General features: G+C 56.5%; 20 protein-coding genes. 14 read left to right on the plus strand and 6 right to left on the minus strand.

Annotated features, from left to right (window positions below):
- Positions 1-175: 175 nt before the first annotated feature.
- The 3 genes from KCR01S_RS05035 to KCR01S_RS05045 are packed head-to-tail and all read left to right on the plus strand — an operon-like array spanning position 176 to position 3,215.
- A complete protein-coding gene (locus tag KCR01S_RS05035; RefSeq protein ID WP_061280462.1) occupies positions 176-490 on the plus strand; it encodes a PTS sugar transporter subunit IIB in 315 nt (104 codons plus the stop codon).
- 9 nt (positions 491-499) lie between these two features.
- Positions 500-1,888, plus strand: a complete 1,389-nt coding sequence (locus tag KCR01S_RS05040) for a glycoside hydrolase family 1 protein (protein ID WP_061280465.1) — start codon at positions 500-502, stop codon at positions 1,886-1,888.
- 1 nt (position 1,889) lies between these two features.
- Entirely contained in the window at positions 1,890-3,215 is a 1,326-nt protein-coding gene (locus KCR01S_RS05045) for a PTS sugar transporter subunit IIC (protein WP_061280467.1), read from the plus strand.
- Positions 3,216-3,299: 84 nt separating this feature from the next.
- Here the strand turns inward: KCR01S_RS05045 and dsdA are convergent, their stop codons facing one another.
- Positions 3,300-4,622 carry a D-serine ammonia-lyase gene (dsdA, locus tag KCR01S_RS05050; RefSeq protein WP_061280470.1) on the minus strand — a complete coding sequence of 441 codons (1,323 nt, stop codon included), beginning with the start codon at positions 4,620-4,622 and terminating at the stop codon, positions 3,300-3,302.
- Between the two features lie 17 nt (positions 4,623-4,639).
- The gene (gene dsdX / locus KCR01S_RS05055; protein ID WP_061280475.1) at positions 4,640-5,977 is read right to left on the minus strand and encodes a D-serine transporter DsdX; all 1,338 of its coding nucleotides are present in this window, start codon (positions 5,975-5,977) and stop codon (positions 4,640-4,642) included.
- 228 nt (positions 5,978-6,205) lie between these two features.
- Between dsdX and dsdC the strand changes: the two genes are divergently transcribed.
- Positions 6,206-7,132 carry a DNA-binding transcriptional regulator DsdC gene (dsdC, locus tag KCR01S_RS05060; protein ID WP_061280479.1) on the plus strand — a complete coding sequence of 309 codons (927 nt, stop codon included), beginning with the start codon at positions 6,206-6,208 and terminating at the stop codon, positions 7,130-7,132.
- 34 nt (positions 7,133-7,166) lie between these two features.
- On the opposite strand, the gene emrD is transcribed toward dsdC, so the two are convergent.
- Both emrD and KCR01S_RS05070 read right to left on the minus strand, forming a co-directional pair.
- Positions 7,167-8,351: a multidrug efflux MFS transporter EmrD gene (gene emrD / locus KCR01S_RS05065; RefSeq protein WP_052284617.1), complete on the minus strand. Its 1,185-nt coding sequence runs from the start codon at positions 8,349-8,351 to the stop codon at positions 7,167-7,169.
- Between the two features lie 176 nt (positions 8,352-8,527).
- Entirely contained in the window at positions 8,528-9,361 is an 834-nt protein-coding gene (locus KCR01S_RS05070; RefSeq protein ID WP_061280483.1) for a DMT family transporter, read from the minus strand.
- 220 nt (positions 9,362-9,581) lie between these two features.
- Between KCR01S_RS05070 and ivbL the strand changes: the two genes are divergently transcribed.
- The 7 genes from ivbL to uhpT all read left to right on the plus strand — a co-directional run bounded on the left by ivbL (position 9,582) and on the right by uhpT (position 16,859).
- Positions 9,582-9,680, plus strand: coding sequence for an ilvB operon leader peptide IvbL (ivbL, locus tag KCR01S_RS23945; RefSeq protein ID WP_072277096.1), 99 nt, complete (start codon positions 9,582-9,584; stop codon positions 9,678-9,680).
- A gap of 163 nt (positions 9,681-9,843) precedes the next feature.
- Positions 9,844-11,532 carry an acetolactate synthase large subunit gene (ilvB, locus tag KCR01S_RS05075; RefSeq protein WP_061280486.1) on the plus strand — a complete coding sequence of 563 codons (1,689 nt, stop codon included), beginning with the start codon at positions 9,844-9,846 and terminating at the stop codon, positions 11,530-11,532.
- 3 nt (positions 11,533-11,535) lie between these two features.
- Complete coding sequence (gene ilvN, locus KCR01S_RS05080; protein ID WP_052284620.1) at positions 11,536-11,826, plus strand: acetolactate synthase small subunit; 291 nt, start codon at positions 11,536-11,538, stop codon at positions 11,824-11,826.
- A 73-nt stretch (positions 11,827-11,899) separates the two neighbouring features.
- The gene (gene uhpA / locus KCR01S_RS05085; RefSeq protein ID WP_061280489.1) at positions 11,900-12,493 is read left to right on the plus strand and encodes a response regulator transcription factor UhpA; all 594 of its coding nucleotides are present in this window, start codon (positions 11,900-11,902) and stop codon (positions 12,491-12,493) included.
- Positions 12,490-13,992 (plus strand): signal transduction histidine-protein kinase/phosphatase UhpB, encoded by a 1,503-nt coding sequence (gene uhpB / locus KCR01S_RS05090; protein WP_061280492.1) that lies wholly within the window; start codon positions 12,490-12,492, stop codon positions 13,990-13,992. Before uhpA ends, uhpB begins: the two co-directional genes overlap by 4 nt.
- Positions 13,993-14,001: 9 nt before the next feature.
- Positions 14,002-15,321 carry an MFS transporter gene (gene uhpC, locus KCR01S_RS05095; RefSeq protein WP_061280497.1) on the plus strand — a complete coding sequence of 440 codons (1,320 nt, stop codon included), beginning with the start codon at positions 14,002-14,004 and terminating at the stop codon, positions 15,319-15,321.
- A gap of 146 nt (positions 15,322-15,467) precedes the next feature.
- Complete coding sequence (uhpT, locus tag KCR01S_RS05100) at positions 15,468-16,859, plus strand: hexose-6-phosphate:phosphate antiporter (protein ID WP_061280500.1); 1,392 nt, start codon at positions 15,468-15,470, stop codon at positions 16,857-16,859.
- Positions 16,860-16,903: 44 nt separating this feature from the next.
- On the opposite strand, the gene KCR01S_RS05105 is transcribed toward uhpT, so the two are convergent.
- The gene (locus tag KCR01S_RS05105; RefSeq protein ID WP_061280504.1) at positions 16,904-17,809 is read right to left on the minus strand and encodes a LysR family transcriptional regulator; all 906 of its coding nucleotides are present in this window, start codon (positions 17,807-17,809) and stop codon (positions 16,904-16,906) included.
- Positions 17,810-18,045: 236 nt separating this feature from the next.
- Between KCR01S_RS05105 and KCR01S_RS05110 the strand changes: the two genes are divergently transcribed.
- The 3 genes from KCR01S_RS05110 to nepI all read left to right on the plus strand — a co-directional run bounded on the left by KCR01S_RS05110 (position 18,046) and on the right by nepI (position 20,460).
- Positions 18,046-18,498, plus strand: a complete 453-nt coding sequence (locus tag KCR01S_RS05110) for a DUF1198 domain-containing protein (RefSeq protein ID WP_061280508.1) — start codon at positions 18,046-18,048, stop codon at positions 18,496-18,498.
- A 114-nt stretch (positions 18,499-18,612) separates the two neighbouring features.
- Entirely contained in the window at positions 18,613-19,125 is a 513-nt protein-coding gene (locus KCR01S_RS05115; protein ID WP_061280511.1) for an SRPBCC family protein, read from the plus strand.
- Between the two features lie 147 nt (positions 19,126-19,272).
- Entirely contained in the window at positions 19,273-20,460 is a 1,188-nt protein-coding gene (gene nepI, locus KCR01S_RS05120) for a purine ribonucleoside efflux pump NepI (RefSeq protein ID WP_061280514.1), read from the plus strand.
- Between the two features lie 76 nt (positions 20,461-20,536).
- Here the strand turns inward: nepI and phnX are convergent, their stop codons facing one another.
- Positions 20,537-21,346: a phosphonoacetaldehyde hydrolase gene (gene phnX / locus KCR01S_RS05125; protein WP_061280518.1), complete on the minus strand. Its 810-nt coding sequence runs from the start codon at positions 21,344-21,346 to the stop codon at positions 20,537-20,539.
- Positions 21,347-21,353: the final 7 nt, after the last annotated feature.

Below are 21,353 nucleotides of genomic sequence, written 5' to 3' on the forward strand. Positions count from 1 at the left end.
CTACCATGTTGTTTATAATGGGTATTTATTATTTTATTTCAGATTTATCAATAAAAGTACCAGCGATATAACTTGGTTTTGTGTCGCCCCTCTCTTGTCGCTATCTACCATACTACGCAGAATATATTTTGCCGCATCTCGCGGAATACCACGCTTATTACGCCAGGGGTAAATGATGAAAAAGATCTTTTTATGCTGTGCAGCAGGCATGTCGACCAGCATGTTAGTGGAAAGAATGAAACAGTCAGCCGCCAGTCGCGATATTGCGGTGGAAATTACCGCCGTCCCGGTTTCTGAATTTGGGCAGATTGTCGAAGAGGCCGACGTTATTTTATTAGGCCCGCAGGTGAAATTTCAGCTGCAAAGTTTATCAACCGCTGCCGCCCCCCACGGCGTCCCTGTTGCCGCCATCGATATGATGCAATATGGCTCAATGCAGGGCGATAAGGTGCTGGATCACGCGCTGTCTTTATTACCGCAAGCACAATAAGGACAGGCTATGAAATATCATTTTCCGGATAATTTCTGGTGGGGTACCGCAACCAGCGCCACACAGTCTGAAGGGCGAATTGCCGGTGACGGTAAAGGTGAAAACATCTGGGACCACGCCTCACATGAGTTTAACCAGCGCTTTCATCAGGGCGTGACCTGTGATGATACCTCAACGTTTTACCAGCATTATCGGGAAGATATACAGCGCGCAAAAGACATTGGGCTGAATTCATTTCGAACTTCACTCTCCTGGTCTCGCTTAATTCCTGACGGGGATGGCGAGGTTAATCCGCAGGCGGTGACGTTCTATAACGCCGTTATTGATGAATTATGCGCGCAGGGCATTGAGCCATTTATTAATCTCTACCACTTCGATATGCCGATGGCATTGCAGGAAAAAGGTGGTTTTGAGAACCGTGATGTGGTCGAGGCGTTTGCTCGCTACGCGCGTATTTGCTACCAGTTATTTGGCGACCGCGTGCGCTACTGGTTTACCTTCAATGAGCCGTTAATACCGGCCGAAGCCGGATATTTACACCCTCGCCATTACCCTTATGTCACCGATTTCCGCCGCGCGGCACAGGTGTTACACCATATTGTGCTGGCGCACTGTAAAGCCGTGGCGGCGTGGCGTGAACTGGAGCTCGATGGCCAAATCGGCATTATTATGGATGTGATTCCGGTCTATCCGCGCAGCGATACGCCCGAAGACCAGCAGGCCGCCGCGATGGCCGATCTTTTCTATACCCGCAGCATTAACGAGCCTATTTTACTGGGCCGTTATCCGCAGCAGCTTATCGATATTCTGCAAGAACACGATCAATTACCGGCATCGCTACCGGAAGACTGCGTGTTAATTGCTAACACCCGTATCGATCTGCTGGGCATAAATTACTACCGTCCACGGCGGGTCAAAGCGCGGGAAACGCCGTTGGATGAGCCGCATGGTTTTGTGCCTGAGCGATTTTTTGAAGAATACATTATGCCGGGACGCCGTATGAATACTTCACGCGGCATTGAGATTTATCCGGCAGCGCTTTATGACATCGCGATGGTGGTGAAAGAGCGTTACGGTAATTTGCCGTGGTTTGTGTCGGAAAATGGTATCGGTATTCAGGATGAAGAGCAGTTTATGGTCAACGGCCAGGTTCAGGACGATTACCGCATTGAATTCCTGAAAGAGCATCTGAGTTATCTCCATAAAGCGATAGCCGACGGCAGCAATTGTCTGGGCTACCACATGTGGACCTTTATTGACTGCTGGTCATGGCAAAACGCCTATAAAAACCGCTACGGCTTCTATCGTCTGGATTTAGCCACCCAGCAGCGCTCGCTGAAAAAGTCCGGGCAATGGTTCTCAACGGTGATTGCCAATAACGGTTTTACGGGGGAATAACATGTCTTACTTTGAACGGTTGGCTGAAAAAATGCTGCCGGTGGCTAATGCCATTGGCAACCAGCGTCATATGCAGGCGATACGTAACGGTTTAATTTCTATTTTGCCGCTGACGATTGTCGGCTCATTTTTCGTTATTCTGCTTAATATCCCGATCAAAGGTTATATGGATTTTATCGCGCCGTGGCGCGATATCCTCGACGTGCCGTTCCGCTTTACCGTTGGCTTAATGTCGCTGTACGCCGCGTTTACCATCGGTTCGTTTTTAGGGAAAAGCTACAAGCTTAATGATATTACCAGCGGCCTGCTGGCCATGTTAGCAACGCTGCTGATGATTGTTCCGGTCAACATTAAAGAGGGCGTTACCGTTGCCGGTGATGCCGTTTCCGGGCGTTATATTCCGGTCGCCTCCCTGAGTTCACAGGGGCTATTTGGCGCGATTATCTCTTCGCTCATTGCCATTGAGATCTACCGTTTTATTAAAGTCCGCAATATTGAAATTAAGATGCCGGCAGGCGTGCCGCCGGTGGTCGCCAGTTCGTTTTCGGCACTGTTCCCGACGCTGGCGGTGGTGCTGATATTTTGGATCCCGCGGCATTTCTTAAATATCGATATCAACGCCATCATCAGTTACATCATCATGCCGCTGAAGGGCTTTATGACCGGCACCAACCTGTTTGGCGGCATCGTCACGCAGTTCTTTATCGACCTGTTCTGGGTGTTTGGGATCCATGGCCACGCGGTGATGGGGCCACTGATTCGCCCGCTGTGGGATCAGGCGATTGTGCAGAATATGGAGCTGTTCCAGGCCGGAACCAGCGCTTACGATCTGCCGAATATCTTCACTGAACAGTTCTTCCAATGGTATGCCCAGATGGGCGGTACCGGCTCGACGCTGGCGCTGGTGGTGCTGTTTATCCGCTCTAAGGTTATCTATCTGAAATCGCTGGGTAAGCTGTCGTTTATTCCGGGGCTGTTTAACATCAATGAGCCGATGATTTTTGGTGCGCCGATCGTCATGAACCCGATTCTGGCGGTGCCGTTTATCCTTGCGCCGATGGTGAATACCGTGGTGGTGTACCTCTTTACCATCAGTGGACTGATCCCGCGCATGATGGTCAAGCCGCCGTTCACCATCCCCGCGCCGCTGGGGGCATTGATTACCACCAACTGGAACCTGATTGCCTGCGGGCTGGTGTTTGTCTGCTTCTTCATCTCGCTGGCAATCTACTACCCGTTCTTCAAAGTGTACGAAAAGAAAATGCTGGAAACCGAACAGGCCCAGCAGGAAGAAGAGCAAAAAGCCAAACAGCTGGCGGATGCATAATCCGTCATGCTCAATGCGCCAGCCGGAGTCCCAGCTGGCGCATTCTTATTTTTATCCCGCTACATCAATCAATTCCAGCGGCGCTTAGCGACCTTTGCTCAGGTACTGCGCCATTTCGGCTTCTGGCACCATGCCGCCGCCCGTCGCCCACACCAGGTGAGTGGCGTTATGGAGCTGCTCCGCGCTAAAGCCGTGCATCTGCTGGTACTCCGCAGAGGCGCAAACGTGCTGAGGACCGGCCATTCCCGCCAGCGCGGAAGGCTCAAGACGGATATCTTCTTCCTGCGCCAGCCAGCCCAGCATGTCGTACATCGTCTGGTCATCCAGGGTATACAAGCCGTCGAGCAGGCGCTCCATCGCGCGCCCAACAAAGCCAGACGCGCGGCCGACCGCCAGCCCATCCGCTGCCGTCAGGTTGTCGATGCCAATCTCCTGTACGGAAATGTTATCGTGCAGCCCGGTATAAACCCCCAGCAGCATGCACGGTGAATGGGTTGGCTCCGCGAAGAAGCAGTGGACGTTATCGCCAAACGCCAGCTTCAGGCCAAATGCCACGCCGCCAGGACCGCCGCCAACGCCGCACGGCAGATAGACAAACAGCGGGTGCTCGGCATCCACCACGCGCCCTTGCTGCGCAAACTGCGCCTTCAGGCGCTGGCCCGCGACCGCATAGCCTAAGAACAGCGTGCGGGAGTTTTCATCGTCGATAAAGAAGCAGTTAGGATCGGTTTCTGCCGCCTTGCGACCTTGCTCTACCGCCACGCCGTAATCTTCTTCGTATTCCACCACCGTTACGCCGTGGCTGCGCAGCTTCGCTTTTTTCCAGGCGCGGGCGTCGGCGGACATATGAACCGTCACCTTAAAGCCGATGCGGGCGCTCATTATGCCTATCGACATGCCCAGGTTGCCGGTGGAGCCTACCGCGATGCTGTACTGGCTGAAGAACTGTTTGAATTCAGGGGACAAAAGGATGCTGTAGTCATCTTCGGTGGTCAGTAAACCGGCTGTCAGCGCCAGCTTTTCCGCGTGGGTCAGCACTTCATAAATGCCGCCCCGGGCTTTAATTGACCCGGAAATGGGCAGATGGCTGTCCTTCTTCAGCAGCATTTCACCGTGGATAGGCTGAGCGTACTCTTTTTCCAACCGTTGCTGCATGGCTGGGATAACCGCGACTTCAGACTCGATAATGCCGCCGGTGGCCGCGGTTTCTGGAAACGCTTTTGCCAGATACGGCGCGAAGCGCGTCAGGCGATCGTGAGCATCCTGAACATCGCGCTCGGTCAGGCCAACATACGGTAAACCTTCCGCAAGAGAGGTGGTGCCAGGGTTAAACCAGGTCGTTTCCTTGAGAGCGACCAGATCGTTCACTAAAGGATACTGGGCGATAAGTGTTTGAATGTTTTCCATAGTCAGTCTCTTTGCGCTTAGATAATAAAGGAAAGCAGGAATGTGCAGGCCAGTGCAATAACCGACGCGATAAATGTCGCCGTCGTATAGTATTTAAACGTCTCATTCAGGGTCGCGCCGCAGTACTGCTTCACCAGCCAGAAGAGGGAATCGGTGACGATTGTGCAGCCAATTGCGCCGGAACCGATGGCAATAGCGATGATCTCCGGGCTGACGTTGGGATAGAGCGGCAGCATCGGTGCCACAATCGCCGTCGCGCCCATCATGGCGACGGTGGCAGACCCCACCGCCGCATGCAGAATTAACGCCACCAGCCAGGCCAGCAGAATCGGGTGCATGTGCATGTTGGAGAGGATCAGGGCGAGCGTATCCGCCAGCCCGCTGCTTTTCAGGATCGCGTTGAATGCGCCGCCCGCGCCGATAATCAACAGGATGTTGGCAATGGATCCAAAGCCATTTTCGGTGTGGGTCAGCAGGGCGCCCATGCCGATATGCTGACGCAAACCGAGGATGTAATAGGCCACGAAGACCGCGATAAACATCGCCGTTATTGGGTTGCCGATAAATTCCAGCAGCGTATAAACCGCGCCGTCTTTTGCCATATTCAGTTCAGCGACGGTTTTAACCAGCATCAGGCCAATCGGCAACAGCACGGTAAACAGCGTGGCGCCAAGCGAAGGCAGCGTGCTTTCATCGCGAACCTTAAGGTCGGAAAACTCAGCCGGTACCGGCTTAAACGGCAGGCGGTTGCCGAGGAATTTCAGGTACAGCGGCCCACCAATCAGTGATGCCATTAAGCCCACCAGTAAACCGTAGACAATCACGGTACCAATATCCGCGCCCAGCTTATTCACCACGAACAGCGCCGCCGGATGCGGAGGGACAACGCAGTGCACCGCCATCAGCGCAGTACACAGAGGGATCGCCAGCTTCAGCAATGAGGTATTGGTTTTTTTGGCGATGGAGAAGGCCAGAGGGATCAGCAGCACCACGCCCACCTCAACGAACAGCGTGATCCCGCAAATCAGCCCGACCAGCACCATAATGACATCGGCCGAAAGCCAGCGGCAGCGCTGCAGCGTCAGACCAATGCGTTCTGCCGCGCCGGACACTTCCATCATCTTGCCTAAAATGGTGCCGAGGCCAATGACCGCGGCGAGGAAGCCCAGCGTCCCACCGATACCACTCTCAATGGCATTCACCATATCCAGCGGGCCCATGCCCATCATCGTACCTACGAAGAAGCTGGCTAACAGCAGCGCCAGAAACGGGTGGAATTTAAACTTCACGATGGTCAAAACGATTAACACGATGCTTATCAGCAGTGTGCTCACAACCCAGATTTGAGAGTGCATAACTCACCTTGCCCTGTGATTAATAGGGTTATATTGGACAAAAATAAGGCATGGTCTGACAAACGATATAAATCCGCTTTCACATGAGCCAGATTGAATCAAGATGGTGATTTAGGTCTTATTTCGCCATGTTTATGCGATATGGTTCACCTTGGTTCATCTTTGTGCTGATTTTTACGGCGCTATTTTTTACACTCCGCGGCATGGATCAGGAGGAGAGAGGTAAGCATGGATCCCGTTCGTGAGGTCAGAAATCGGCTGCTTAATGGTTGGCAGCTATCAAAACTCTATACCTTTGAAGTGGCGGCAAGGCATCAGTCGTTTGCGCTGGCGGCCGATGAACTTTCATTGAGCCCTAGCGCCGTCAGCCACCGGATTAATCAGCTTGAAGAGGAGCTGGGCATTCAGCTTTTTGTCCGTTCGCACCGAAAAGTGGAGCTGACCCACGAGGGAAAGCGGGTGTTCTGGGCGCTGAAGTCGTCGCTGGATACGCTGAACCAGGAAATCCTCGATATCAAAAACCAGGAGCTGTCCGGCACGTTGACCGTCTATTCGCGCCCGTCCATCGCGCAGTGCTGGCTGGTTCCGGCGCTGGGTGACTTTACCCGCCGCTATCCGTCGATTTCGCTGACCATCCTGACCGGCAATGACAACGTCAATTTGCAGCGGGCCGGGGTCGATCTGGCCATCTATTTTGACGACGCGCCCTCTGCGCAGCTGACGCATCATGTGTTGATGGATGAAGAGATTGTGCCCGTGTGCAGCCCGGAATACGCGCGCCGCTACGACCTCACCGATAGGCTGGTGAACCTGCCGCACTGTACGTTGTTGCATGACAGACAGGCGTGGAGTAATGATTCCGGTACCGATGAGTGGCACAGTTGGGCGCAGCACTATGCGGTGAATTTGCCGACATCGTCGGGCATTGGCTTCGATCGTTCGGACTTAGCGGTGATTGCTGCGATGAATCATATTGGGGTTGCGATGGGGCGTAAACGGCTGGTGCAAAAACGCCTCGATAGCGGAGAACTGGTCGCGCCGTTTGGCGATATGGCGCTGAAATGTCATCAGCGCTATTACATCACCACGTTGCCCGGCCGGCAGTGGCCGAAAATCGAGGCGTTTATTGGCTGGCTGCAGGAACAGGTGAAATAGCGGCGGCAAGCGACAGAGGACGCTTGCCTGCGTTTTAGACAGCCTGTCCCTGCTGCGACATGCGCGACGCCAGCGGCAGCCAGCAGAGGAAAATCAGCAGCCCCATCAGCGTCATCAGCAGGCCAATGCTGGCCTGCCCGGTTTGCGGCATCATCGCCGACAGCCAGGCCAGCACGCCGGAACCGATATTTTGCAGGCCACCCACCAGTGCTCCGGCGGTACCGGCGAGGAACGGGAACGGCTCCATTGCACCGCTGGTCGCCAGCGGAAACAGCATGCCAGCGCCGAAGAAGAACAGCGCAGCGGGCACCAGCAGCGTCCAAATATTCATCACGCCGAACAGGCCCGGGATCCACATCATCAGCCCAGCGGCAAGGCAGCTGAGTACTGATTGCCACATCATCGTTGGGAAGCGTTTGTTGGGACGCCCGGCAAACCACGCGCCGAAGAACGCCGCGGGGATCGGCAGAATAAACAGAATACTCACCGTCATACTGCTGAGCCCCAGCACGCCGCCCATCAGGACGCCGGAGCTGGCTTCGAATACCGCAATCCCCGCCAGCCCACCGATCAGCATCAGCAGGAAGCAGTTAAAGCCGCTGTTGCTGAACAGGGTTTTATAGTTGCTGATAAGCCGCGTTTTGGGTGCACCGGTCGGCCGGGTTTCCGGCATCCAGCGCGCCATGCTGAAGGTTACGCCTGCGCACAGCACCAGCAGGAAACCATAGCAAGCACGCCAGTTAATCAGGGTTTCAAGCACGCCACCAATCAACGGTGCCAGCAAAGGGCTGACCAGAATTCCCATGTTTAACAGGCTATTGGCATGGCGAAGCTGGCTACCTTCATACAGATCGCGCGGCAGCGTTCGCGCCATCACGCCGCCGACGCCGGTCCCCATGCCCTGCATGGCGCTGGCGGCAATCAGCACCGTCAGGCTGTGGGTCGTAATAGCGACCAGCGTGGCCAGCATAAAAATCGACATCCCGACCAAAATGACCGGACGGCGCCCGACTCTGTCGGACAGCGGGCCGTAGAACAGCTGGGAAACGCCGTAGGTCAGCAGATAGGCCGCCATTACGCTCTGTACCGCCCCTTCACGGACGTTAAGATCGTTCGCCATCTGGGCAATCGCCGGGATATAAATGGTTTGCGCCATCTGTCCGACGGCCACAAGCAACACCAGCATCACCAGGATATTGACGTTTCTGTCTCTTTTCATTTCGCTGATAACTTTATAAAAATTAGGTTTGTAAGAATAAATGTCTAGGTAATGCGCTGAAAGCGAGAGGAATCTACCATAACGAGATGACGATTTAACCATCTATCATGTAAATGAAATGTGTGATGCAGGCAGGATTTATACACGTTAAACGGCAACAATAGTTGCCAGTATTTTCAGGAGAGGCGCAGCAAAATGGCACCGGCGGCAATGCCGAAGGCAGCAAAGAAACGCAGGCCGGAGACCCGCTCTTTAAGCAGCAGCCAGGCGATGATGGCGCCGAACAAAATTGAGCTTTCGCGCAGGGCCGCAACCACCGCCAGCGGGGCCTGAGTCATCGCCCACAGCGCCAGGCCATAGGAGCCCATGGTGCCCATTCCCCCCAGTAAACCTTTCTTCCAGTGCTGCGCCAGATAGCGCGATGCCTCCCGGCGCCGGGTCACCATTGCCCACGCCAGCAGGCTGCTGCCGTTCAGGAAAAATGACCACACCGTGTAGCCAAAGGCGGAACCCGAAAGGCGCACGCCGGTGCCGTCGATAAGCGTATAGCCAGCAATGATACAAGCGTTGAACAGCGCCAAAACAACGCCCAACTGCGAGCCCGAGCGGCCATTTAACGCCATCCCCAAAATCGCTGTACAGATCACCGCGATACCGAACCAGGCCATCGCCGAGAGATGGTCGCCCAGCAAAAGTACGCTAACGATAGCGACCAGTAGCGGTGCGGTGCCGCGCATCAGCGGATAGGTTTGGCTCATATCCGAAATCTGATAGGTCTTCGCCACCAGTACGGTGTAAATAACCTGCAAAATCGTGGAGGCAATCAGGAACGGAACGCTGGCGCTTGAAGGGGCGGGGGCGAAGGGCAGCAGCAGTAGCGCAATGAGCGCGGCGGAGCCGGTGACGCCGATGGCCGAGTAAAGCTTATCGTTTCCCGCTTTGACGATGGCGTTCCAGGTTGCATGCAGTAGGGCGGCGAACAGCAAAATGCAGAAAACAGAAAGCGTCATGATAATGCGTTGCTCAGGGATATTTCACCAAAACGTAACACAACCGACCGGCGCCAACCAAGGCCAGAAATAGCGGGAAAAAGGGACAGATTGGATTTTTTTTCTGACGGTAGAAATGTGATCTTTGCTGCATTTTTGTGCGGATGAAAATATTTCCATTGTCAGCATGAAAAAGCTGTGTTTGTATGAATTCACTTTATGAATTCGAGATAGACCCTTAATGACTCCATCCATGATGACCTCGACGCTACTAAAAACCGCGCTACCAGCCGCGGTAGTCGTCGTGCGTGTGGTGGTGGTCGTCGGCAATGCGCCGTAGGGTCAGGAACACACACGATTCCAAACCCCGCCGGCGCAAACCGGGCGGGGTTTTTAGTTTCTAGCCCCCCGCCCGGAAACGCGAAGTGGCTCAAGTTGCCGTTAACGCACCAGCAACTTGAAGTCCTTAGCGTAAAGTCGGCCCAGAATAAAAGGACTGGAGCATGGCAAGTTCGGGCACAACAACACAAACACAGCGCTTTACCGGCGCGCAATTGATCGTTCATTTACTGGAACGTCAGGGGATCACCATGGTCACCGGCATTCCCGGCGGCACGGTGTTGCCGCTGTACGACGCATTAAGCCAAAGCAAACAGATCCGCCATATTCTGGCGCGCCACGAGCAGGGCGCTGGTTTTATCGCTCAGGGCATGGCGCGAACCCACGGCAAACCGGCGGTTTGTATGGCCTGTAGCGGCCCCGGCGCCACCAACCTGGTGACCGCCATTGCCGATGCGCGCCTCGACTCCATTCCGCTGGTGTGTATCACCGGTCAGGTTGCCTCCTCGTTAATCGGCACCGACGCTTTCCAGGAAGTCGACACCTACGGTATCTCTATCCCCATCACCAAACACAACTACTTAGTCCGCAACATCAATGAATTACCGCAGGTCATTGCTGATGCTTTCCGGATTGCACAGTCGGGGCGTCCCGGCCCGGTGTGGATAGACATTCCTAAGGATGTACAGACTGCTGAAATTGAAATCAGCGAACTGCCGGAACCCGGTGGCCGTGCGCCGACCCCGGAATTTAGCGCTGAAAGCGTGAGTGAAGCGGCGGCGATGATTAACGCCGCCCAGCGCCCGGTGCTGTATCTGGGCGGTGGCGTGATTAACGCCCCGGATCGCGTTCGCGAACTGGCCGAAAAAGCCAATCTGCCGACCACCATGACGCTGATGGCGCTGGGTATGCTGCCAAAAGCGCACCCGCTGTCGTTAGGCATGCTGGGGATGCACGGCGCGCGCAGCACCAACTTTATCCTGCAACAATCTGATTTGCTGGTTGTTTTAGGTGCGCGTTTTGATGACCGGGCGACCGGCAAAGTGGCTGAGTTCTGCCCGGACGCGAAAATTATTCATGTCGATATCGACCGCGCCGAGCTGGGGAAAATCAAGCAGGCGCACGTCGCGATTCAGGCCGATGTGGATGATGTTTTGGCACAACTGCTGCCGCAGATTGAAGCGCAGTCGCGCGATGCGTGGCGCGGTAAAGTGGCCGAGCTGCAGCAAGAATTCCCGGGGGCGATTCCGGAAGCCGGGGACCCGCTCAGCCATTACGGCCTGATCAACGCCGCGGCGGCGTGCGTTGACGACAACGCCATTATCACCACCGACGTGGGCCAGCATCAGATGTGGACTGCACAGGCCTATCCGCTGAACCGTCCGCGTCAGTGGCTGACCTCCGGCGGCCTGGGCACCATGGGCTTCGGCCTGCCTGCGGCAATTGGCGCGGCGCTGGCGAACCCGGATAAAAAAGTGCTGTGCTTCTCCGGCGACGGTAGCCTGATGATGAACATTCAGGAGATGGCGACGGCGGCGGAAAACCGGTTGGATGTGAAAATCATCCTGATGAACAACGAAGCGCTGGGCCTGGTGCATCAGCAGCAGAGCCTGTTCTACCAGCAGGGCGTGTTTGCTGCCACCTATCCGGGCATGATTAACTTCATGCAAATTGCTGCCGGGTTCGGTCTCGAAACCTGTGATTTGAACAACGAAGCGGACCCGCAGGCCGCGCTGCAGGCGATGATCAATCGTCCAGGGCCGGCGCTGATTCACGTGCGCATCGACGCGCAGCAAAAAGTGTATCCGATGGTGCCGCCGGGTGCGGCAAATACCGAAATGGTGGGGGAATAAGCCATGCAACAACAGACTCATGACAACGTCATTCTCGAACTCACCGTGCGTAACCATCCCGGCGTTATGACTCACGTCTGCGGGCTGTTTGCCCGCCGTGCGTTCAACGTGGAAGGCATTCTCTGTCTACCGATTCATGGCAGCGACCACAGCCGTATCTGGCTATTGGTCAACGATGACCAGCGTCTGGAGCAGATGATGAGCCAGATAGACAAGCTGGAAGACGTGGTGAAAGTCGCGCGTAACCAATCCGACCCGTCGATGTTTAACAAAATCACCGTCTTCTTCGAGTAACCCGCTCAAAGCTTGAACGCCAGCGCGCTTATGGTTAAGGTAAGCGCGTTTTTTACCCGCCAGGACAGAACCCATGATCACCGTTGCCCTTATTGACGACCACCTTATCGTCCGCTCCGGCTTTGCGCAGCTGCTGGGGCTTGAGCCTGACTTGCAGGTGATTGCTGAGTTTGGTTCCGGTCGTGAGGCGCTGGCGGGGCTGCCCGGACGCGGCGTGCAGGTCTGTATCTGCGATATTTCAATGCCGGATATCTCCGGACTTGAGCTTTTAGGCCAGTTGCCGAAAGGAATGGCAGTGATCATGCTCTCGGTTCACGACAGCCCGGCGCTGGTAGAGCAGGCGCTAAACGCCGGTGCGCGCGGGTTTCTCTCCAAGCGCTGTAGCCCGGACGAGCTGATCGCGGCGGTCCATACGGTGGCCACCGGCGGCTGCTATTTAACGCCGGATATCGCCGTCAAGCTGGCCGCTGGACGCCAGGACCCGCTAACTAAACGCGAACGGCAGGTGGCGGAAAAACTGGCGCAGGGGATGGCGGTGAAAGAGATCGCCGCTGAACTGGGGCTGTCACCCAAAACGGTGCACGTCCACCGCGCCAACCTGATGGAAAAGCTGAATGTTAGCAACGACGTTGAGCTGGCCCGGCGGATGTTCGACGGCTGGCAATGAAAACGCTCCTCTCCCGCTTCATCACCGTTATTGCCTGCTTTTTTATCTTCTCCGCCGCGTGGTTTTGCCTGTGGAGTATCAGCCTGCATCTGGTAGAACGGCCTGACTTAGCGGTGCTGCTCTTCCCGTTCGGCCTGCGTCTGGGGCTGATGCTGCAATGCCCGCGCGGCTATTGGCCGGTGCTGCTGGGGGCCGAGTGGCTGCTGCTGTTTTGGCTGGCGCAGGAAGTGACGCTGACGCATCTGCCCATATTGATGATCGGTAGCTTGCTGACGTTACTTCCGGTGGCGCTGATTTCCCGCTATCGCCATCAGCGCGATTGGCGCACCCTGCTGTTACAAGGTGCCGCGCTTACCGCCGCCGCGCTGCTGCAATCGCTGCCGTGGCTGGGGCTGGGGGAAGAGGCGCTCAACGCGCTGTTGCTGACCCTTACCGGCGGGCTGACGTTGGCACCTATCTGCTTGGTTTTCTGGCACTATCTGACCAGTACTATCTGGCTGCCGCTTGGCCCGGCGGTGGTCTCCCAGCCGGTCAACTGGCGAGGACGACATCTGGTGTGGTACCTACTGTTGTTTAGCGTCAGCCTGTGGCTCCAGCTTGGCCTACCGAACGAATTGTCGCGCTTCACGCCGTTTTGTCTCGCCTTGCCGATTATTGCTCTTGCCTGGCACTACGGCTGGCAGGGGGCTCTGATTGCGACGCTGATGAACGCCATCGCCCTGATTGCCAGCCAGACCTGGCACGATCACCCGGTGGATTTACTGCTTTCGCTGTTGGCGCAAAGCCTGACCGGGCTGCTGCTCGGGGCAGGCATTCAGCGTCTGCGCGAATTGAACCAATCGCTGCAAAATGAGCTGGCGCGTAATCATCGCTTGGCGGAGCGGTTGCTGGAAACCGAAGAGAGCGTGCGCCGCGATGTGGCGCGCGAACTGCACGACGACATTGGCCAGACCATCACCGCGATCCGCACGCAGGCGGGTATCGTACAGCGGCTGGCGCCGGGAAACACCGGCGTGAAGCAAAGCGGTGCGCATATCGAACAGCTATCGCTCGGCGTTTACGATTCGGTGCGCCGTCTGCTCGGACGCTTACGCCCGCGCCAGCTCGACGATCTGACGCTGGAGCAGGCCATTCGTTCGCTGCTGCGTGAAATGGAGCTGGAGAGTCGAGGTATCGTCAGCCATCTCGACTGGCGGATTGATGAGTCCGCGCTGAGTGAAGGGCTGCGCGTCACCCTGTTCCGCGTTTGCCAGGAGGGGCTGAACAACATTGTGAAGCACGCCAACGCTAGCGCCGTCACGCTGCAGGGCTGGCAGCAGGACGAGCGCTTAATGCTGGTTATCGAGGACGATGGCAGCGGTCTGCCGCCGGGATCCAACCAGCAAGGCTTTGGCCTCACCGGGATGCGGGAGCGCGTGGCGGCGCTGGGCGGAAAGCTGACCATTTCCTGTATGCACGGCACGCGCGTTAGCGTGTCGTTGCCGCAGCGACACGCGTAAGGAGCATTGATGCTGACGTTTTTTAAAGCCCCGGCCAATGCGCCGCTGATCGCCGACAAGCGGGAAGTCGACGCCCGTTACCGCTACTGGCGGCGGCATATCCTGTTGACCATTTGGCTCGGTTACGCGCTGTTCTATTTTACCCGCAAAAGTTTTAACGCCGCGGTGCCGGAAATTCTCGCTAACGGCGTGCTGACCCGCAGCGATATTGGCCTGCTGGCGACGCTGTTTTACATCACCTACGGGCTGTCGAAGTTTGTCTCCGGTATTGTCAGCGACCGCTCCAACGCCCGCTATTTTATGGGCATCGGCCTGATTGCCACCGGGGTGGTTAATATTCTGTTCGGCTTCTCCACCTCTCTGTGGGCTTTCGCCGTGCTGTGGGCGCTGAACGCCTTCTTCCAGGGCTGGGGATCGCCGGTTTGTGCCCGTCTACTGACCGCATGGTATTCGCGTACTGAACGCGGTGGATGGTGGGCGCTGTGGAACACGGCTCACAACGTTGGCGGGGCGCTGATCCCTATCGTGATGGGCGCGGCGGCGCTGCACTACGGCTGGCGCGCTGGGATGATGATGGCCGGTACGATGGCCATTGTGGTGGGTATTTTCCTGTGCTGGCGCCTGCGCGACCGACCGCAGGCTATCGGCCTGCCGCCGATTGGCGACTGGCGACACGACGAGCTGGAAATCGCTCAGCAGCAGGAAGGCGCCGGGCTAACCCGCAAAGAGATCCTCACCAAATACGTGCTGTTCAACCCGTATATCTGGCTGCTTTCGCTGTGCTACGTGCTGGTGTACGTAGTGCGTGCGGCGATTAACGACTGGGGCAACTTGTATATGTCCGAGACGCTGGGGGTGAATCTGGTGACCGCCAATACCGCCGTGACCATGTTCGAACTGGGCGGGTTTATCGGCGCGCTGGTGGCGGGTTGGGGATCGGACAAATTGTTTAACGGTAACCGTGGGCCGATGAACCTGATTTTTGCCGCCGGGATTTTGCTCTCCGTCGGGTCGCTGTGGCTGATGCCGTTTGCCAGCTATGTGATGCAGGCGGCGTGCTTCTTCACCACCGGATTCTTCGTTTTTGGCCCGCAGATGCTGATTGGCATGGCAGCGGCGGAATGTTCGCACAAAGAGGCGGCCGGTGCTGCTACCGGGTTTGTTGGGCTGTTCGCTTATCTCGGCGCGTCGCTCTCCGGCTGGCCGCTGGCGAAGGTGATGGAAGTCTGGCACTGGACCGGCTTTTTTGTGGTGATCGCCATCGCGGCGGGGATTTCTGCACTGCTGCTGCTGCCGTTCTTAAACGCTCAGGCGCCGCGCGAAGCGTGACCCGCCTCACCTTTCTACGTCGAATGACGTAAAACTAGGAAATTTTCCCGGTTTCACCTGGACGCTGTCTCAGGCATCTCTCCCGGCTGATTTTTACAATGCCTGCTAATCGCAGGTATAAAAATCAGCTCAGGAGTAACCCAATCATGCTGGCCTTCTTAAACCAGGTGCGTAAGCCGACCCTGGATCTGCCGCTCGATGTGCGGCGTAAAATGTGGTTTAAGCCGTTCATGCAGTCCTATCTGGTGGTCTTCATCGGCTACCTGACCATGTACCTGATCCGCAAAAACTTCAACATCGCGCAGAACGACATGATCTCCACCTACGGGTTGAGCATGACGCAGTTGGGGATGATTGGCCTGGGCTTCTCCATCACCTACGGCGTGGGTAAAACGCTGGTTTCCTACTACGCCGACGGCAAAAACACCAAGCAGTTCCTGCCGTTTATGCTGATCCTCTCCGCGATTTGTATGCTTGGCTTCAGCGCCAGCATGGGCGCGGGTTCGACCAGCCTGTTCCTGATGATTGCCTTCTACGCGCTGAGCGGTTTCTTCCAGAGCACCGGCGGCTCGTGCAGCTACTCGACGATCACCAAATGGACGCCACGCCGTAAGCGCGGTTCCTATCTCGGGATGTGGAACATTTCCCACAACCTCGGCGGCGCGGGTGCGGCAGGCGTTGCGCTATTTGGCGCCAACTACCTGTTCGATGGCCACGTCATCGGTATGTTTATTTTCCCATCGATTATCGCCCTGATTGTCGGCTTTATTGGCCTGCGTTACGGCAGCGACTCCCCGGAATCTTATGGTCTTGGCAAAGCGGAAGAGCTGTTTGGCGAAGAGATCAGCGAAGAGGATAAAGAGACCGAAGAAAACGAGATGACCAAGTGGCAAATCTTTGTTGAGTACGTGCTGAAAAACAAAGTTATCTGGCTGCTGTGCTTCTCTAACATCTTCCTGTACGTGGTGCGTATCGGTATCGATCAGTGGTCTACCGTCTATGCCTTCCAGGAGCTGAAGCTCTCCAAAGAAGTGGCGATTCAGGGCTTTACCCTGTTTGAAGTGGGCGCGCTGGTCGGCACGCTGCTGTGGGGTTGGCTCTCCGATTTGGCGAACGGTCGCCGTGCGCTGGTGGCCTGCGTGGCGCTGGCGCTGATTATTGCGACCCTCGGTATCTATCAGCACGCCAGCAACCAGTACGTGTACCTGGCGTCGCTGTTTGCCCTTGGCTTCCTGGTGTTTGGTCCACAGCTGTTAATCGGCGTGGCAGCCGTCGGTTTTGTGCCGAAAAAAGCCATCGGTGCCGCCGACGGCATTAAGGGTACCTTTGCTTACCTGATTGGCGACAGCTTCGCTAAGCTTGGCCTGGGGATGATTGCTGATGGTACGCCAATCTTCGGCCTGACCGGCTGGGCAGGCACCTTTGCCGCGCTGGATGCCGCCGCTATCGGCTGTATCTGCCTGATGGCAGTGGTGGCGGTGTTTGAAGAACGCAAAATTCGCCGCGAAAAGAAAATTCAGCAGTTAAAAGCCGCTTGAGTAAGTAGGTAGTCACTTTTGCCCGGCCACTGCGCCGGGCTTTTTTATGCTTCGCGCTGGCTGGTTTCATGCAGTAGTTCGCGCAGCCACTGCTGCGCCGCATCGCGATGGCTGCGTTCGTGCCAGGCCATGCTTTTGGTGAAGCCTTGAATCTCAACCGGCGGCTCCTGGACGCAAATCAAAGCCGGTGAGTGGGCCATTCGGCTGGGCACGACCGCGATCATTTCGCTCACCGCCAGCACCTCGGGTAGCACCAGAAAACTGCTTACCGACAGCCCAATACGCCGCTTGCGGCCCACTTTGGCCAGCGCATCGTCGGTGACACCCCAGAAACTTTCCCCTTCATAGGAGACCAGAATATGCTCCAGCGAGCAGAAGTGGTCGAGCGTCAGCGGCCGTTGGGCGTCCGGGTGATCGGCGCGCAGCAGGCAAACGTAGCGCTCTTCGTACAGCGTGCGGCTGTGCAGGTCGCCGGGCGTGGTATGAGGAGTGAGAAGCGCGAGATCAATCTTTCCCTGCTCAAACTGGCCGCTTAAGCGCTCAGGTTCGACCGGAACCACCCGTACGCGAATACCCGGCGCTTGCACTTTCAGCGCGGCAATAAACGGCACCACCACCGCCTTTAGTGCGTAGTCGGTGGTGGCGAGGGTGAAAGTGAGTTCGGCGGTGCGCGGATCAAACTCGGCGGGCTGAAGCAGCACATTGATATCGCTCAGAATCTTTTTCACCGTCGGCGCAAGCTGCTGGGCGCGCAGCGTGGGCACCATACCGTGCGGTGCCCGGATAAACAGCGGGTCATCGAAGTTATCCCGTAGACGGGTCAGCATGCCGCTGACGGCGGGCTGCGTGAGCGACAATCGCGCCGCTGCGCGCGTGACGCTGCGCTCATCCAGCAGTGCGTCCAGCGTTTTCAGCAGGTTAAGGTCGAGGGTACGGATATCCGTTTTCATCCCTATTCACTCTCCGGTTACGGTTCTCTGATGTGGGGCTGCAAGCTCCTGAGGGGTAAATGTAAACCTTTCGCCGCGAAAAAGCCTCATATGGCAAGGCTTTCATCGCGTGTCTATTAACATTCGGCGGTGTTAAATGGGGCTGCGGCGTTATTTGCGCTGAAGATCACGCAGGTGGATGGGTACAGCCGGATGGTTTCCAGATATCATGAGCGGCTGAAGAGACAGGAGAACTCATGGTCTGGATTATGCTGGCCACATTGATCGTGGTCTTTATTGTTGGGTTTCGGATCCTCACTTCCGGGCCTCGCCGGGCGATACGCCGTTTAAGTGAGCGGCTGGCGATCACGCCTGAGCCGGTAGAATCGATGATTGACCAGTTGGGGAAAGCACAGGGAGAAGAGTATTTACGCTACCTCGAACGTCCCAATGAAGCCCATTTGCAAAACGCCGCACAGGTGCTGCTGATTTGGCAGGTATGCATCGTCGACGGCAGTGAGACAACGTTGGTGCGCTGGCATCGGCTGCTGCAAAAAGCCCGCCTGGCGGCGCCAATTACCGACGCTCAGATCCGACTGGCGATGAGCTTTATGCGCGAACTTGAACCCGACTTTCATGAGTTAACGGCTTTCCAGCATCGCTATAATGCGTTGTTCCACGAAGAAAACGGTGTCCACTGGCTGCACTGATATCACATGTCGTGATGTTTGTTATTTATAATGATGATTATATTTATATCACTCGCGAATGCATGATGAGCCTCGTCAACAATATGATTCACGAGGTTCATCATGAAACAGTCCATGCAACAAAGCGCCATCGTTTGGCCAGAAGCGTATCTGCCGGGCACCACCGACAACTTTGCCTCCAATGAAATTATCGTTAGCGGCCTGACAGCCAAACAGATCTGGGCGCAGCTTGATGACACTACGCTGTGGCCTACCTATTACAGCAACGTCGCCGATATTCACTTCCACGACGGCAGCGGCCCGCGACTTAGCGCCAACGCCCGTTTCCGTTTTTCTACCTTCGGTTTCCCGATTGAAGCGCAAATCACGGAATATGTGCCGCCGGCTGATGGCCAGGCCGCGCGTATTGCCTGGCACGGTTGGGCTGAAGGGGATGCCACCACGCGTCTCGACGTGATCCACGCCTGGCTGTTTGAAGATTTACCGGGCGATCGCGTGCGTATTCTGACCCAGGAATCACAGATTGGCGTTCCGGCGCAGGAGCTGGCGCGCACCCTGCCGAATCCAATGATTAATGGTCATCAGGAATGGATTAGCGGGTTGGTCACATCGGCGCGCAGCGAGTAATTCAGTCGCCCGAATAGGTTGCAGCACCTATCCGGGCCGCTGAGAAAATGCAATACCGCGACGGCAGTTGCCAAAACGTTAAATACGTCACATCTAAAATGTTACACTGCGTGACTTTTCTACAAAAATATCTCGCAGGTAACAAAAATGAGTGAACATATCGAAGAAAAACCTCGCGCTGAGGGCGTCACGCGGCCCAACTGGTCGGCGGTTTTTGCCGTGGCGTTTTGCGTCGCCTGCCTGATTACCGTTGAGTTTTTACCGGTGAGCCTGCTTACGCCGATGGCGCAGGACCTGGGGATTTCTGAGGGCGTGGCCGGGCAGTCGGTCACCGTTACGGCGTTCGTCGCCATGTTCGCCAGCCTGTTTATTACCCAGGCGATCGGTGCCACTAACCGCCGCTACGTGGTGATCCTGTTTTCCATCCTGCTCACGCTCTCTTGTCTGCTGGTGTCGTTCTCCAACTCATTCACGCTGCTGCTGTTAGGCCGCGCTTGTCTGGGGCTGGCGCTGGGCGGGTTCTGGGCCATGTCGGCGTCGTTGACCATGCGTCTGGTGCCGGCGCGGACGGTGCCGAAAGCGCTGTCGGTGATATTTGGCGCGGTGTCGATTGCGCTGGTGATCGCCGCACCGCTGGGCAGCTTTTTAGGCGGCATTATCGGCTGGCGCAACGTCTTTAACGGTGCGGCAGTGATGGGCGTGCTGTGTACGATTTGGGTGCTCAAAGCCCTGCCTTCGTTGCCGGGTGAACCCGCACACCAGAAACAAAACATGTTCAGCCTGCTCCAGCGTCCCGGCGTGATGGCCGGAATGATCGCCATCTTCATGTCGTTCGCCGGGCAGTTTGCCTTCTTCACTTATATCCGCCCGGTATATATGAATCTGGCCGGATTTGATGTCGATGGCTTGACGCTGGTGCTGCTGAGTTTTGGTATTGCCAGCTTTGTCGGTACTTCGTTCTCGTCGGTCATTCTCAAGCGTTCGGTCAAGCTGGCGCTGGCAGGGGCCCCTTTCGTACTGGCTTTGAGTGCGCTGGTGCTGGTGCTGTGGGGCAGCGATAAAGTGGTAGCGGCGGGTATTGCCATTATCTGGGGGCTGGCGTTTGCGCTGGTGCCGGTAGGCTGGTCAACGTGGATCACCCGCTCGCTGGCCGATCAGGCGGAAAAAGCCGGCTCTATTCAGGTTGCGGTCATTCAGTTGGCGAATACCTGCGGCGCGGCGGTGGGCGGTTTTGCGTTAGATCGCCTGGGCCTGGTTTCACCGCTTATTCTCTCCGGTACATTGATGCTGCTCACCGCGCTGCTGGTGACCGTTAAGGTGAAGATTAAGGCTTAGTGCTGAGCGGCTAACCTTGCGAGCGCTTTATCCAGCCTGCAGCATTATTGCCCGGCAGGCTGGATAAAAGCCGCATTTACGGGCGCTCGCCCTTCGCCAGGCGGGTGTTAATCTCCGCAATCACGCCCGGTAAATCCGCCAGCGAATCCACCACATAGTGCGCCCCTGCGGCGTAGAGTTTCCCGGCTGCGTGCTCGCGGCGGGTGGCAATCTCCTCCGCCGTCATCGCCTGAAATTCCTCCCATGTAGCCCCAAATTCATTGCCGGATAGCGCCAGACCCACGCTCCACATCCCAGCATTCAGCCCCTCGGCAATGCCCGGTGCGGCGTCATCAACCTTCACGCAGTGGGCAACGGAATCAACGCCCAGCGCGATGACGTTTTGCAGCGCCATCCATGGGCCTGGACGGCCACCGGCGGCGAGGTCATCTGTGGCCACCCAGTGGTCCGGCGCATAGCCGTGCTGCGCTGCGGCAGGCACCAGTTTTTCCATTACCGCCCGCGGATAGCCGGAACAGGAGCCAATTTTGATGCTATCAGCGCGTAGTGCGGCGATTGTGTCGACAACACCCGCAATCGGCGCAGAAAAATCAACGACTTTGGCGATTTGCAGCGGCATAAAGGTCGCATAGATGGTATCGATATCTTCTGCCGTCATCGAACGGCCAAATTTGGCCTGCCAGCGCGCATCCACGGCCGGAAGTTTTCCCAGCGCTTCAATATGCTGCCATTTTCCCAGTCCCATCGGCACCCGCGCCTCAGCAAGGGTGATTTCCACATCAAATGCCCGACGAAAGGCTTCGACAAAGATTTGCGTCGGCGCAAAGGAGCCAAAGTCTACGGTGGTACCGGCCCAGTCGAGGATCACTGCAGTAATACGGTTCATAACGGCT

The organism is Kluyvera cryocrescens NBRC 102467 (assembly GCF_001571285.1).
Lineage (GTDB): Bacteria > Pseudomonadota > Gammaproteobacteria > Enterobacterales > Enterobacteriaceae > Kluyvera > Kluyvera cryocrescens.